The sequence below is a fragment of the Cupriavidus basilensis genome, from assembly GCF_029335485.1.
GTDB classification, from domain to species: Bacteria; Pseudomonadota; Gammaproteobacteria; order Burkholderiales; family Burkholderiaceae; genus Cupriavidus; species Cupriavidus basilensis_E.
Map to the genome: position 1 here is coordinate 1 of NZ_JARJLM010000158.1, position 13,249 is coordinate 13,249.

Genomic DNA, 13,249 nt, shown 5'->3' on the forward strand with positions numbered 1-13,249 from the left:
CCACCTCGGGATCGACCGCGGCCGCGTCGTCGGCATCGGGCGGACGCTGTCCTGCCGCCGTCATGCCGGGACGCCGAACAGCGCGGCGTAGCAGGCCACCAGCGCGCTGGCGATGTATTTCTCCACCGACGACACCGATACGCCGAGTTGCTCCGCAATCTCGCGATAGCTCAGGCCCTCGAGCTTGCACAGCAGCAGCGCGCGGCGCGCCTTGGGCGCGAGGCGGTCGAGGATGGTATCGATCTCGATCAGGGCTTCCAGCAGCAGAGCCCGGGTTTCCGGCGACGGCGACAGGGTTTCGGGCAGGCCGGCGATGGTGGCCAGGTAGGCAGCCTCGATATGGCGCCGCCGGTAGAGGTCGATCACCAGGCCGTTGGCGATCTGCGTCAGATAGCGTCGCGACTGCTCGGGCCGCGGCGCGGCGCCGGCGGCCAGCACGCGCAGGTAGGTATCGTGCGCCAGGTCGGCGGCATCCATGGCGTTGCCCAGCTTCTTGCGCAGCCAGCCGCGCAGCCAGCCATGGTGATCGCTGTAAAGATGGTGGACTTCCTGGGTAAGGCTGGGATCGGCTGCGGACATGGTGGTTTGACGTCCGCGCGGACAGCGCCGGCTGGCGCCTTGCCTTGATAAATGCGGATGAGAATCATTCGTATTGGATTTTAAGCGATTGAAGCGGCACCTGGCAAGGGAATGCCGGATTGCGTGCCGCCCTGCCGTTGGCAACCCGGCGCCAGTCCGGGGCATAATCGTGAAACTGGTTTCACCGCAACCGACCCACTATGTCCCGTCCCGCGCCGCTGTCCCCGCCCACCCCGAAGCCTGCAGACAAGCTCACCATCCAGGATGTCGCCACCTATGCGGGCGTATCCAAGGCGACGGTGTCGCGCTACCTGAACCGGGGCGGCGAGCAGCTGTCCGCCGACGTGGAGGCGCGCGTCGCCAAGGCGGTCCGCGAACTGGGCTACAGCCCGAGCCCCATGGCGCAGGCGCTCAAGCGCGGCAAATCGCGCCTGATCGGGCTGGTGGTGGCGGATGTTTCCAACTCGTTCTCGGTAGCCGTGCTGCGCGGCGTGGAGAAGGCCTGCCGCGACGCGGGCTATATGGTGATGCTGTTCAACCTCGCCAATGACGAGCAACTGGAGCGCGAAGCCATTCGCGCCTTGTCGGCCTACCGGGTCGAAGGGTTCATCCTGCACACGCTGGGCCACGACGCCGGCGCCCTTGCCGACGCAGCGCAACTGGGCAAGCCCGTGGTGCTGGTAGACCGCAAGGTGGGCGACGCCGAGGTCGACCTGATCGCGCTCGACAACCGCTCCGCGGTGCAGTCCGCGGCCGGCCACCTGAGCGAAGCCGGGTACCGGCACCTGCTATTCATCTCCGAACCGCTGAAGGCGATCAGTTCCCGCAACGAACGGGCCAGCGCCTTCCAGGGTTTTATCGCCGAACATGCGGACTCGCTCAGCGGTGCTGTTTTCGAAGCCCGGGCCGGCGACGACGCCGCGCTGGACGAAGCCCTGCGCGCACTGCGCCGGCGCGCCGGCGATGCGCCGGCCGCGGTGCTGGCGGCCAATGCCGTGATCTCGCTGCGAATCGCCGCAGCCACGGCCAGGCTGGGGTGGCAGCTCGGCACCGACCTTGGCCTGATCGGTTTCGACGATCCGGAATGGGCCGCCCTGGTCGGCCCCGGCATCACCGCCATTTCCCAGCCGACCGACGATATCGGCCGGGTCGCCACCCATTGCCTGATCGAGCGCCTGCAAGGCGCGCAACTGCCGCCGCGCCAGGTCCTGCTGCCCGGCACCCTGGTCAGGCGCGGGTCCACCCGCCGCGCCTGAGCCATTCCCCACGTTTCACGCAAGCCTTGCCGCTGGCGCAGCGGCAAGGTACTGACACGCGTATTCGAGCCGCGTCCCGGCGCCCCGCAAACCGATTTCCTGCTGCCTAGGGTTTCCACTGGTGGAGTTCTGAAACCGGTTTCCTATAATCCTGAAACCGGTTTCAGAACCGCATTCGCCAGCCACCGTGCCGCCGGCGACACATCAATAACCCGTGCAGGAGACAAAGATGGATATCCAACGCTTATTGCGCCAGTTGGCCAAGCCCTTGCTCGCGCTGCTGGTCGTGGCCAGCGCCGCCAGCGCCCAGGCGCAGACCGTCGCCGAGATCGTCAAGAAGGGAAAAGTCACCATCGGCGTGGTGACCGGCGCGCCGCCCTTCGGCACCACCGACGCCAGCGGCAAGCCCGCCGGCTACGACGTGGATGTGGCCAACCTGCTGGGCAAGTACCTCGGCGTGCCGGTCGATATCGTGCCGCTCACCTCGCCCAGCCGCATTCCGGCGCTGGAAGCCGGCAAGGTCGACTTCCTGGTGGCGACCCTGGCGCCGACACCCGAGCGGGCCCGGGCCATCATGTTCAGCTCGCCCTACAGCGCCTTCGAGCTGACCATCTTCGCGCCGGCCGCGGCCAAGTACGCCAGGCTGGCTGATCTCGGCAAGAAGAAGGTCGGCGTGACGCGCGGCACCACGCAGGATTCCGCGCTGACCCGGCTGGCGGTGCCCGGCATGAATATCGTCCGCTTCGAAGACGACGCCACTTGCGCCCAGGCGCTGATCAGCAACCAGGTCGATGCCATCGCCCTGCCCAACACCACCGGCAACGAGATCATGAAAGCACGCGGCGCCGGCAAGTTCGACGCCAAGTTCGCCTTCTCGGTACAGCCCAATTCGATGGCCGTGCGCAAGGACGCTTTCGAACTGCGCCAGTGGCTGAACACCACCATCTCGTACGCCAGGCTCAATGGCGAGCTCGATGCCATCGCGCAGAAGTGGACCGGCAAGACGCTGCCCGCGCTGCCGGTGTTCTGAACCCCGCGCGCCAGCACCATCCGGCGCGCCAGGAGACACGCATGCACTACCAATTCGAATGGGCCCCGGTGTTGTCGCAGCTCGACCGCTTCGCCGAGGGTGCCGGGATGACGCTCGCGCTCAGCTTCGGCTCGATCCTGCTCGGGACGCTGGCCGGCACCGTCGGCGCCATCGCCGCCACCTATGGCGGTCCGTGGACCCGCCGCGCCGCCACGCTCTACGTCGAGGCGATCCGCAACACGCCGTTCCTGATCCAGCTCTTCATCATCTTCTTCGGCTTGCCGACCGTCGGCCTGCAGATCGATGCGCTCACCGCTGCGCTGATCGCCATGACCGTCAACCTGGGCGCCTACTCGACGGAGATCATCCGGGCCGGCCTGCAGGCAATCCACCGCTCGCAGCTGGAGGCTGCCGCCGCGCTGGGCATGACCCGCTGGCAGATGATCCGCCACGTGGCGCTGGTGCCCGCCTTCGAGAAGGTCTATCCGGCGCTGACCAGCCAGTTCACCCTGATGATGCTCACCTCGAGCGTGGTCTCGGCGATTTCGGTGGAAGAACTGACCGCAGTGGCGAACCAGGTGGATTCGCAGACCTTCCGCACCTTTGAAAGCTACATCCTGGTGATGTTCATCTACATCGGGCTGGCGTTGCTGCTGCGGGCCATGTTCGCCCTGCTCGGCAATGTCGTTTTCAGGCGCCGCCGCGCGGTGGCACGGGCAAGGAAGGCCGCACGCACGGCCAGCGTTGGGCCCCTGGCACGCACGCCGCTGGCACCGGTCACCGCAGGGAGCGCCCGATGATCACCGAGTTCTCCTGGAACCATCTCGGGATTCTCCTGCTGGCGGCCCGCTGGACCTTGTGGGTGACCTTGCTGGCCTTCGCCGGCGGCACGCTGGCTGGCTTCCTGGTGGCACTCGCGCGTACCTCGCGCAGCCCCCTGCTGCGCCTGGCCAGCACGGCCTATATCCAGGTCGTGCAGGGCACGCCGGTGCTGATCGTGCTGTTCCTCAGCTACTACGGCCTCTCCGTGCTCGGGCTCAAGCTGTCGCCGATGGTCGCCGCCATGCTGGCGATGTCGGTCTACGCCAGCGCCTACCTCGGTGAAATCTGGCGCGGCTGCATCGAGGCCGTACCGCAAGGCCAGTGGGAGGCCAGCGAGGCGCTCGCCATGACCCGCTGGCAGCAACTGCGCTTCGTGGTGCTGCCCCAGGCCGTGCGGCTGGCCCTGCCGCCGACGGTCGGCTTCTCGGTCCAGCTGGTCAAGAACACTTCGATCACCTCGATCATCGGCGTCATCGAACTGACCCGCGCCGGACAGTTGATCAACAACGCGACCTTCCAGCCCTTCGCGGTCTTCGTCGTCGTCGCGCTTATCTACTTCGCGCTCTGCTTCCCGCTCTCGTCGGCAGCCAGGCGCATGGAAAGGAGACTCCATGTCAACCGTTGAAGCCATTGTCGAAGCACGCGACGTGCATAAGTCGTATGGGCCCAACGCCGTGCTCAAGGGCGTGTCGTTCGCGATCGAACCGGGCCAGGTGGTCGCCATCATCGGCCGCAGCGGTTCGGGCAAAAGCACCATGTTGCGCTGCCTGAACGGCCTGGAGACCATCAATGCCGGCGACATCACCGTGGCCGGGCACAAGCTCGATCACAACAGGAAGCAATTGCTCGACCTGCGCCGCGACGTGGGCATGGTGTTCCAGAGCTACAACCTCTTTCCGCACCTGACCGTGGGCGAGAACATTGCACTGGCTCCGGCCATCGTGAGGAAGCTGCCCGCCGGCCAGATCCCGGGCATCGTCGACCGGGTGCTGGCCCAGGTCGGCCTGCTGGAGAAGAAGGACTGCTATCCGGAGCAGCTCTCCGGCGGCCAGCAGCAGCGGGTGGCGATCGCCCGCTCGCTGGCGATGGAACCCAAGGTCATGCTGTTCGACGAAGTGACCTCCGCGCTCGATCCGGAACTGACCGCCGAAGTGCTGCGCGTGATGGAGAACCTGGCGGCATCGGGCATGACCATGGTACTGGTCACGCACGAGATGGAGTTCGCGCGCCGCATGGCGCATACCACCATCTTCATGCACCAGGGCAAGGTGCACGAGGCGGGCCCGTCGAAGGCGCTGTTTGCGCAACCCCGCACACCCGAGCTGCGGCAATTCCTCAACGCGGGAGCACTGAAATGAGCCAGGGACAATCCCTCCCCATGTCCCGGCCGGCGGTGCTGGTCTCGCTCGCCGCCTATGGCGCCGAACTGGCGCAGCGCGAAGGACAGGCCGCGCTGGCACGGATCGCGGCGGCGGCCGGTGCCGACGGCGTGGAGTACCGCGGCGAGCTGCAGCGCGGCCACCAGGACGAACTGGCCGAGCAGTGCGCCGTGGCCGCGCAACACGGGCTGGCGGTGGTGTGGTCGAGCCCGGAGGGGCTATGGAACGATGCCGGCAGCCTCGACGCCGGCGCGCTCGACCGCGCTTTCAGTGTCGCGCAGGCGCTCGGCGCCATGCGCGTCAAGATGTCGCTCGGCCGCTACCAGGCCGGCGCGGCGCTGGAACCGCTGCTGCCATGGCTGCGCCACGCCGGGATCGAACTGGTGGTGGAGAACGACCAGACCGGGTCGGCCGGCACCCTGCCACCGCTGCGCGATTTCTTTGCGCGTGCCGCCGCACTGGGGCACGCGATACCCATGACCTTCGACATGGGCAACTGGCACTGGAACGGCGAAGACCCGCTCGACGCCGCCCGGGTCCTGGCCGGCCAGGTCGGCTACGTGCACTGCAAAGGAGTACAGCGCACCTCGGCCAAGTGGATAGCCGTGCCGCTGGAAGCGTCGTCCGCCCCTTGGCGCAGCGTGCTGCGCAACCTGCCGGCCGGCGCTCCGCGCGCAATCGAGTTCCCGCTGCAGGGTGACGACCTGGTGCAGGTCACGCGGGGCCATCTCGACCTGCTGCGTTCGGTGGAGTTGCCCGCATGAGCACCGATCTCGACGTAGTGACGCTGGGCGAGGCCATGCTGATGCTGGTGGCGGGCGAAACCGGTCCGCTCGAGGACGTGCAGACCTTCCACAAGCGCACCGCCGGCGCCGAGACCAATGTCGCCATCGGCCTCGCGCGACTGGGCCTGAAGGTAGGCTGGGCTAGCCGCCTGGGCAGCGATTCGATGGCGCGCTACCTGCTTGGCGAGATGCAGCGCGAGGGCGTGGATTGCAGCCAGGTGGTATGCGAGCCCGGCCAGCGCACCGGCTTCCAGTTCAAGGGCCGCGTCGACGATGGCAGCGACCCGCCGGTCGAGTACCACCGCCGCGGCTCGGCGGCGAGCCGCATGGGCGCCGCGCACCTGGACGATGCGTGGTTGCGCCGCGCGCGGCACCTCCATGTCACCGGCGTGTTCCCGGCGCTGGCCGAAGGCACGCAGGCGGCCACGCGCAAGGCCATCGCCGCCATGCGTGGCGCCGGCCGCACGGTTTCCTTCGATCCCAACCTGAGGCCCACGCTGTGGGCCTCGCCCGAACTGATGCGCGCCACGCTGAACGACCTGGCGCGGCAATGCGACTGGATCCTGCCCGGCATCGAGGAAGGCCGGTTTCTCACCGGCCATGCCGAGCCGGAACGCATCGCCGCCTTCTATCGCGCGCGCGGCGCCCGCCTGGTGGTGGTCAAGCTCGGCGCCGACGGCGCCTATTTCGATGGCGAGGCGGGTTCCGGCCATATCCCGGCTTGCCGGGTCGAGCGCGTGGTCGACACCGTGGGCGCCGGCGACGGCTTTGCCGTGGGGGTGATCAGCGCGCTGCTGGAAGGGCGGCCGGTGGCGGATGCGGTTCGGCGCGGCGCCTGGATCGGCGCCCGCGCGGTGCAGGTGCGGGGCGATACCGAGGGCCTGCCGACGCGCGGGCAACTGGAAACCGCCGGCATTGAATCGCCGGCAAGAGGATGATCATGCGCAAGAATGTATTGGTGTTCCGCCCAATTCCGCAGGACCTGCTGGCCAGCATCGAAGCACAGCACGAGGCGATCGTCGCCGACCCGCGCCAGCCCGGGCAGTTGCCGGCCTTCCGCGCGGCGCTGGCGGACGCGCACGGCCTGATCGGTTCCAGCTACAGGCTCGGCGCGGCCGAACTGGCCGGGGCCCGCCACCTGGAGGTGATCTCGAGCATCTCGGTCGGGATCGACAACTATGACCTTGCGTGGCTGCGCGAGCATGGCATTGTGCTCTGCCATACGCCCGGCGTGCTCACCGAGACCACCGCCGACACGGTATTCGCGCTCATCATGGCGGCCAGCCGCCGCCTGGCCGAACTGGCCGCCCATGTGCGGGAGGGCCGCTGGACCCGCAACATCGGCGAAAGCCTGTTCGGCTGGGACGTGCACGGCAAGACCCTGGCCATCCTCGGTTTCGGCCGCATCGGCCAGGCGGTCGCGCGCCGCGCGGCGCTGGGCTTCGGCATGCGGGTGCTGTACGTCAATGAAACCACGGTGGAGGTGCCCGAGCTTGCTGGCCGCGCTGCCCGGACTACGCTCGATGACGCATTGCAGCAAGCCGATATCGTCGCCGTTACCCTGCCGCTCACCGAGGGCACGCGCGGCCTGATGGGCCCGCGGGAGTTCGCGCTGATGAGGCCGGGCGCCATCTTCGTCAACGGCGCGCGCGGCCAGATCGTGCAGGAAGCCGCCCTGCTCGCGGCGCTCGACAGCGGACACTTGCGCGCGGCCGGACTCGATGTGTTCGCCACCGAGCCGCTGCCGCAGGATTCCCCCTTGCGCCGCCACCCGCTGGTGACGGCGCTGCCGCATATCGGATCGGCCACGCATGAGACCCGGCGCGCCATGGCCGAGCTGGCCACCCGCAACCTGCTGGACGCACTGGCCGGACGGCGTCCCGCCGCGCGCTTCGACCTTGCTGCTGCAGCGGCCTGAGCCGCCACACAATTTCCCTTTAAGGACGAATCCGCAATGCCCCGCTCCATTCCCACCCTGTGCGGCTCGATCATGGGCGAGCCTTTCACCTTCAATGTCCGCATCCACAACGCGGCTTATCGCGCGCTCGAGCTCGACTACACCTTCGTTTGCTTCGGCGTGCAGGACGTGCCGGGCGCCGTGCAGGCGATCCGCTCGCTGGGCGTGCGCGGCATGAACGTATCGATGCCGCACAAGGAGGCCGTGATCGCGCATCTGGACCGGCTCGACAACAGCGCGCGCGCCATCGGCGCGGTCAATACCATCAACAATGTCGACGGGGTGCTCACCGGCTACAACACCGACTGCACCGGCGCCGTGCGCGCGTTCGAGGAGGCGACCGCGCTTGGCGGCAAGCGTGTCGCGCTGCTCGGCGCGGGCGGCGCCGCGCGGGCCATGGCCTACGGCCTGCGCGAGGCCGGCGCGGAAGTGACGCTGTTCAACCGCACCGCGGCACGCGGACAGGCCCTGGCGGATTCACTGGGTCTGCGCTTTGGCGGCGCCCTTCCCGACTTCCGTGCGTCCGGCTTCGATATCCTTGCCAACGCCACGGCCGCCGGCTTCCGCGCGCCCGACATCAATCCGGTGGCGGGACAACTGGCATCGCATCTGCTTGTCATGGATGCGGCCTTCATCCCGGTCAGGAGCAAACTGATCCGCGACGCTGCCGCACTGGGTTGCGGCACCATCGACGGCACCCGCATGATGCTGCACCAGGCGTGCGCGCAGGTCGAGTTCTACACCGGTTGCGCACGGGCGCCGATCGAAGCAATGGAAGCCGCGCTGCTCGAGGAGATCGCACGCCAGTCATAGCCATGCTCCACTCCGGCGAACCTTTGCGCCCGGCGCCCGGGGCTTGATATCGGACGGTGATCGGCCGTCCATCCTTTCCCGCGCCGGCAGACGGGCGGCCCGGACAAGGCGGCGCCAGGCCTTCGTCAGCCGTGCGCCCGTCCTTCGAGAACGCGTTGCACCAGAGACTGCAGCCCGGCCTGGTATGCCTCCGGATCCATCTCCGGGCTCTGCCTGGCAATCAGGTATCCCACGCCGATCCGCTTCTGGACGCGCGTCGATATCTGGTAGAACTCCCCGTTCTCGCGCAATTGCGCAATCTGGCCCCAGGCGAGCGAAATGGCCTTGCGCCCGGGTGGCTCCAGGGTCAATCCCGCCGGTGCGATATGGATCCTGTGACACCCTTGCAGCGCAGCCAGGCGACGCCGGTTCGAGCGATCCAGGGAGTGCTCCAGTTTGCTCGCGAGACGGTGAAACAGCATCGTGCGCCGCTTGAGCGGGCGCCCAAGCAGGGCATCGACCATGCGCCGGGCGTAACGCCGCCAAAGCAAGAAGTAGACGACGGAGACGATGGCCAGGGCAATGCCCGCTTCAATGCTGAACCGCCGCGCGGGAAGATAGAGAACCAGGCCGCTACCGAGCAATGGCAATACGAGCAACAGCAACGGCAGCCAGCGCCGCTGGCATCGCTCGATCCATGCTTCCGCCCGCTCCCGCCTTCGGTCAAAACGGGCCTGGCGGGCCTGGCGGCTCGCTTTGGCCCGTTCGGCAAAATCGTCCAACTGGCTTGCCGTGATCGTAAATCGAAGTTCCATGCCTATGCGCCGCCATGGCGGCCCTGTATCTCACACCGCCGGCTTGCCCACGGAAATCGAGCGGATGCTGCGCTCGATGCGGATCAGCACGATCAACAGCACCAGCAGGATGAACGCGGAGAACAGCGCACCGATCAGGTAGATCGACTGCGCGGCCTCGACCTGCTTGCTGCTGGCTTCGCCCTCGGCCACCGCCTTTTCGCCCGAGATCCGCTCCTTCTCCGCAAGATAGGCTTTGCGGTAGTCCCCGAAGGCCTTGTTCAGCGTCTCATAGAACGTTTCGCTGTTCTTGACATGCTTTACCACATCGGCTCGCGCGAAAACCTGGTCGATGTATGCGGTCTGGGTTGCCACGAATTTATCGCCCAGGTCTTCCTCGCCCAACGCCGCCTCGACGAAATTGTGCACTTCGGTCTTGTCAACCTCGAAGGTCGGGCCGGCCAGCGCCTTGCCATGCTTCTTGATCACGGCAAGCAGGCTGTCTGCCAGCTTCGCGTGCTCGGCCGCGTGGACGTCATTCTTGCCATCGCCCTCGGCTTCCTTTTCCTCCGGCTCGCTGCCGAGGTGGAAGGAGGCCGCGCTGATGGCGATGTCTTCCGAAACCGCCTTGGGCTTGGCGTTGTAGTTCATCAGGGCTCGCGCGCCGAAAATAGCGGCGCAGACAAGCACGAGCGTGGCCATCGCCAGCACCAGGACCCGCAACAACTGCAGATAACCGCCTTCAACCTTATTGAGAACGCTCATTACCTAATTCCTTTCTTTATTTTCTTTATTGCTTGGTGTTGCTTGCCTATTGCCAAGCGTTAAGTGCCGATTAGCCGACCGGAAGCACTCGGGCGCACATGATACATGTGGCGCGCCATCAAATGTCAAATTTGAATCAATGCGTTCCTTGATATCGTTTTTGCCATTTAATTGATTTTCACCTGGAATCCGGGCCGTTGATAGAGGGGCCACTCCGGACTAGACTCCCGGGACGCCCTCGTCGCGCCCTGCCAGGACCATCATCGGTACGGGAGGAGATCGGCTGGCGAAGGCTTGGACGGCCAGCCGCCCAAGACCATAAATCCGCTCGCGCTGACGGCTCAGGCCCCGTCCAGCGCGACGCCAAATGGAGACAGGAATTCCTCATGCATATCAACGACATCCTGGCGCAACCCGTCGGCAACCTCGCTGACTGTGTCCGTGCCCATGCCGCCGAGCGGCCGCACCACCTTGCCGTGGTCGACGACCAGCGCTCGGTCGGCTATGCCGAATTCGACCAACTGGCCGACCGCGTGGCGGCCTCCCTGCAGCGCGACGGCCTGCGGCCCGGCGACGCGCTGGCCGTCTGCGCCGCCGCCTCCATCGAGTATGCCGCGGTCTTTATCGGCGGCCTGCGGGCCGGCGTCGCCATCGTCCCGCTCGCCCCGTCATCCACCCCGGCAAGCCTGGCCGGCATGGTGGATGATGCGGAGGCCAGGCTGCTTTTCATTGGCCCGGACGTCTTGGCTGAGATTGCGGCGCTCAGGGACGGCATCGGAGCCCGCTTGGTCGGCCTGGCCGATGCGCCCACCGGCCTGTCGTTCGAAGCATGGCTGGCGCCCGCGGGAAGCCGGCCGGAGGTGCGCCCAGTGGACGCGGAACAGGTGTTCAACATCATCTACTCGTCCGGCACCACGGGGACGCCCAAGGGCATCGTGCACGGCCACGCCCTGCGCTGGAACCAGATCCGGCGGGTCCACGAAATGGGCGGCTACGGGCCCGAGGCCGTCACGCTGATTTCCACGCCGCTCTATTCGAACACCACGCTGGTCAGCTTCATTCCCACGCTGGCGCTGGGCGGCACCGCGGTGCTGATGCCGAAGTTCGATGCGCAACGCTATCTGGAACTGGCGGAACGTTACCGCGTCAACCACAGCATGCTGGTGCCGGTGCAATACCAGCGCCTGATGGCACGCGCCGATTTTGGCAACTACGACCTGTCGGCGTTCAGGATGAAGTTCTCCACCAGCGCGCCCATGAGCGCGGCACTGAAGGCCGACGTGCTCAAGCGCTGGCCAGGCGGCCTGGTGGAGTACTACGGCATGACCGAGGGCGGCGGCAGTTGCGCTCTCGCCGCCCACGAGTTTCCGGCCAAGCTCCATACCGTCGGCCGGCCAATGGAGGGGCACGATATCCGCCTGATCGACGACCACGGCCACGAGGTGCCCATCGGCGAGATTGGCGAGGTGGTCGGGCATTCCGGCGCCATCATGGCCGGCTATCACAAGCAACCGGAAAAGACCGCCGCCGCGGAATGGCGCGACGCCAGCGGAAAGCGCTTCATCCGGACCGGCGATGTCGGCCGTTTCGACGAGGATGGATTCCTGACGCTGCTGGACCGCAAGAAGGACATGATCATCAGCGGCGGCTTCAACATCTATCCGAGCGATCTGGAGAGCATCCTCCGGCAGCATCCCGATGTGGCCGACTGCGCGGTGGTGGGCGTGCCGTCGCAGCGCTGGGGCGAAACGCCGGTGGCCTTCGTGGTTCGCCGCGAAGGGGCGCCTGCATCCGCCGGGGCTTTGATGGACTGGACCAATGAGCGGGTCGGCAAGACGCAGCGGCTCGCCGCCGTGGAACTGGCCGAGGAACTGCCCCGCAGCGCGATCGGCAAGGTGCTGAAGCGGGAACTGCGGGATGGTTTCCGGCCGGGCAGGCCGCTGGACTGACACGCCCGGCACCGCCGCACCGCCCGCCGGCCATGCCGCGATGCCGGCGGGCTGGCTCGCTAGCCCGCCGGCCTTGGCCTGTTCAGGGCGCCACCGGGCTGTACTCGATGCGCACGCGCGTCAGCGGATCATTGCGCTGCGGCGACACCTCGACGATGCCCTCGCCCTTGCCGCGCTTGAACCACAATACGCCACCGGCTTCGCCGCCATCGTTCCAGCGCACCTGCCGATCGCTTTGCGCCAGCTTGCGATAGTACGCCGCCACCTGGGCAACGGAATGGGGGGTCAGGAATACCGCCTGACCGCGTTGATTGTTGTCATCGCGAGCGCGTCGCGAGTAAGGGTACAAGGGCACCTTCCCTGGCATTCCGGCCGGCACCGCGGGCGGCGCGGCGCGCTCGGCGCTGCCGGGATCGACCGTGCGGAACTCGACCTGCACGGGCCGCGGCGCGCCAGCGTCTGCCTCCGGGTCCGGGTCGCGCCGGCCCCAGGCAACCAGCGGCTCGGCCGATGCCTGCCCGACACCTGCACGCAGGAACACGGTCAGCCTGCGCTGTTCGTGAGGCAGGCACTTCTTGCCGCACTGCAGATGGGCCAGGGCCACTGCCTGCAGATTGCCCTGCGCATCGGCCAGCAGCGCGGTCCGCTCCTCGCCGGTGGACAGCGTGCGCATCGAGGCCAGCAGAACCCTGCCATCGGGCAATTGCACCACCTGGTTGCTCCTGCGCTGGCCGAGCCCGTCCCAGGCCTGGCTTGCGACCAGGTCGTCTTCCCAGAAATAGGTGCCGGTCTCCAGGCCGAAGAAGGCCAGCACTGCCTCGGTGAGCGCAGGATCGCGGTTCAGCAATTCATCGCGGTAATCGAGCGTTTCAAAGGCAATATGCGGCGCGGGCTGGCCAATCTCCCCGACGCCGGCGGCACCCGCCGTCAATGCCAGGCACAGGCTTGCGCCCAGCGCCAGCTTCAGCAGCGGGCGACGCGATTTTAATGACATGTTTTCCCCAGGTGGCGGCAACGGCGATGCCAACATGGCACAGCCCATTGCGCAATCGACATTGGCCAGTGATAAACCTGGCCAAAAGTGCGGCATAATACACCACCCCGATATCCATGCAAACGCTGCCACGCTGGCGGCAGCTGT

At 67.1% G+C, this 13,249-nt stretch carries 14 protein-coding genes; 10 read left to right on the forward strand and 4 right to left on the reverse strand.

Features of this window, described 5'->3' with window-relative positions:
• Positions 1–60: 60 nt before the first annotated feature.
• Complete coding sequence (locus tag P3W85_RS08915) at positions 61–579, reverse strand: sigma-70 family RNA polymerase sigma factor (RefSeq protein ID WP_276264506.1); 519 nt, start codon at positions 577–579, stop codon at positions 61–63.
• A gap of 200 nt (positions 580–779) precedes the next feature.
• Here P3W85_RS08915 and P3W85_RS08920 point away from each other — a divergent pair, with 200 nt between their 5' ends.
• The 9 genes from P3W85_RS08920 (at position 780) to P3W85_RS08960 (ending at position 8,621) form a co-directional block, all read left to right on the forward strand.
• Positions 780–1,835, forward strand: a complete 1,056-nt coding sequence (locus tag P3W85_RS08920) for a LacI family DNA-binding transcriptional regulator (RefSeq protein WP_276264507.1) — start codon at positions 780–782, stop codon at positions 1,833–1,835.
• A 229-nt stretch (positions 1,836–2,064) separates the two neighbouring features.
• Positions 2,065–2,865 carry a transporter substrate-binding domain-containing protein gene (locus P3W85_RS08925; protein WP_276264508.1) on the forward strand — a complete coding sequence of 267 codons (801 nt, stop codon included), beginning with the start codon at positions 2,065–2,067 and terminating at the stop codon, positions 2,863–2,865.
• A 41-nt stretch (positions 2,866–2,906) separates the two neighbouring features.
• Entirely contained in the window at positions 2,907–3,665 is a 759-nt protein-coding gene (locus P3W85_RS08930) for an amino acid ABC transporter permease (RefSeq protein WP_276264509.1), read from the forward strand.
• A complete protein-coding gene (locus P3W85_RS08935; RefSeq protein WP_276264510.1) occupies positions 3,662–4,312 on the forward strand; it encodes an amino acid ABC transporter permease in 651 nt (216 codons plus the stop codon). Before P3W85_RS08930 ends, P3W85_RS08935 begins: the two co-directional genes overlap by 4 nt.
• Entirely contained in the window at positions 4,299–5,045 is a 747-nt protein-coding gene (locus P3W85_RS08940; RefSeq protein WP_276264511.1) for an amino acid ABC transporter ATP-binding protein, read from the forward strand. The genes P3W85_RS08935 and P3W85_RS08940 overlap by 14 nt, the downstream gene beginning before the upstream one ends.
• On the forward strand, positions 5,042–5,830 hold the full coding sequence (locus tag P3W85_RS08945) for a sugar phosphate isomerase/epimerase family protein (protein ID WP_276264512.1): 789 nt from the start codon (positions 5,042–5,044) through the stop codon (positions 5,828–5,830). The genes P3W85_RS08940 and P3W85_RS08945 overlap by 4 nt, the downstream gene beginning before the upstream one ends.
• Positions 5,827–6,789: a sugar kinase gene (locus P3W85_RS08950; protein WP_276264513.1), complete on the forward strand. Its 963-nt coding sequence runs from the start codon at positions 5,827–5,829 to the stop codon at positions 6,787–6,789. The genes P3W85_RS08945 and P3W85_RS08950 overlap by 4 nt, the downstream gene beginning before the upstream one ends.
• 2 nt (positions 6,790–6,791) lie before the next feature.
• Positions 6,792–7,769 (forward strand): 2-hydroxyacid dehydrogenase, encoded by a 978-nt coding sequence (locus P3W85_RS08955; protein ID WP_276264514.1) that lies wholly within the window; start codon positions 6,792–6,794, stop codon positions 7,767–7,769.
• 36 nt (positions 7,770–7,805) lie between these two features.
• Positions 7,806–8,621, forward strand: a complete 816-nt coding sequence (locus P3W85_RS08960) for a shikimate dehydrogenase family protein (RefSeq protein WP_276264515.1) — start codon at positions 7,806–7,808, stop codon at positions 8,619–8,621.
• Positions 8,622–8,746: 125 nt separating this feature from the next.
• Here P3W85_RS08960 and P3W85_RS08965 read toward each other — a convergent pair whose 3' ends face one another.
• Together P3W85_RS08965 and P3W85_RS08970 are read right to left on the reverse strand one after the other, a co-directional pair.
• Positions 8,747–9,382 (reverse strand): hypothetical protein, encoded by a 636-nt coding sequence (locus tag P3W85_RS08965; RefSeq protein ID WP_276264516.1) that lies wholly within the window; start codon positions 9,380–9,382, stop codon positions 8,747–8,749.
• A gap of 63 nt (positions 9,383–9,445) precedes the next feature.
• Positions 9,446–10,159 carry a hypothetical protein gene (locus P3W85_RS08970; RefSeq protein ID WP_276264517.1) on the reverse strand — a complete coding sequence of 238 codons (714 nt, stop codon included), beginning with the start codon at positions 10,157–10,159 and terminating at the stop codon, positions 9,446–9,448.
• A gap of 386 nt (positions 10,160–10,545) precedes the next feature.
• On the opposite strand from P3W85_RS08970, the gene P3W85_RS08975 reads away from it, so the two are divergent.
• Positions 10,546–12,108 (forward strand): class I adenylate-forming enzyme family protein, encoded by a 1,563-nt coding sequence (locus tag P3W85_RS08975; protein WP_276264518.1) that lies wholly within the window; start codon positions 10,546–10,548, stop codon positions 12,106–12,108.
• A gap of 82 nt (positions 12,109–12,190) precedes the next feature.
• On the opposite strand, the gene P3W85_RS08980 is transcribed toward P3W85_RS08975, so the two are convergent.
• On the reverse strand, positions 12,191–13,102 hold the full coding sequence (locus P3W85_RS08980) for a hypothetical protein (protein ID WP_276264519.1): 912 nt from the start codon (positions 13,100–13,102) through the stop codon (positions 12,191–12,193).
• Positions 13,103–13,249 lie beyond the last annotated feature (147 nt).